The sequence below is a fragment of the Pseudophaeobacter profundi genome (assembly GCF_029697505.1).
Classification (GTDB): Bacteria; Pseudomonadota; Alphaproteobacteria; order Rhodobacterales; family Rhodobacteraceae; genus Pseudophaeobacter; species Pseudophaeobacter profundi.
On sequence record NZ_JARJEF010000093.1, the window covers coordinates 1 to 407 of the forward strand.

General features: G+C 49.1%; 1 protein-coding gene. It reads right to left on the reverse strand.

Features of this window, described 5'->3' with window-relative positions:
- On the reverse strand, nt 1-390 hold a 390-nt coding region (locus tag P2081_RS20405), incomplete at its 3' end, for a 30S ribosomal protein S30e (protein WP_278924620.1).
- Nucleotides 391-407: the final 17 nt, after the last annotated feature.

A 407-nucleotide genomic window follows, 5' to 3' on the forward strand; every position in this document is an offset into this window, starting at 1 on the left:
GTTGGCATTGGGTCCCCTTCTGCGGCCAAAGGTCTGGACAACATTGACAAATCTCCTGTTGTACTGGATACGCCTCTTAGCTCGTCCAGTCTTCTTCTTCTTCTTTTCTTGTTTCTCAACCTTAGGAGTTTGTCCTTTTACTTTACCAGCTCGAGCCAGGGAACCGTGCACTTTACCTCCGAGCAGTGGAATGGTGACATCGATGCTGTAATCTCCAGTGAGCTGAGCGACGCAAGAGTCGTCAGTCAGCGGTTTGCCGCAGTTGTAGAGGCATAACAGCTCCTTGGGCAACTGTTCTAGCTGTGCCACTCGGTTCTTGATTAAAGCGATGGTTTCATTGCCTTCACAATCAATGACATGATGCTGTTGTCCACGGATTTGGAGCTGCATTTTAGCGCAAGTTCACG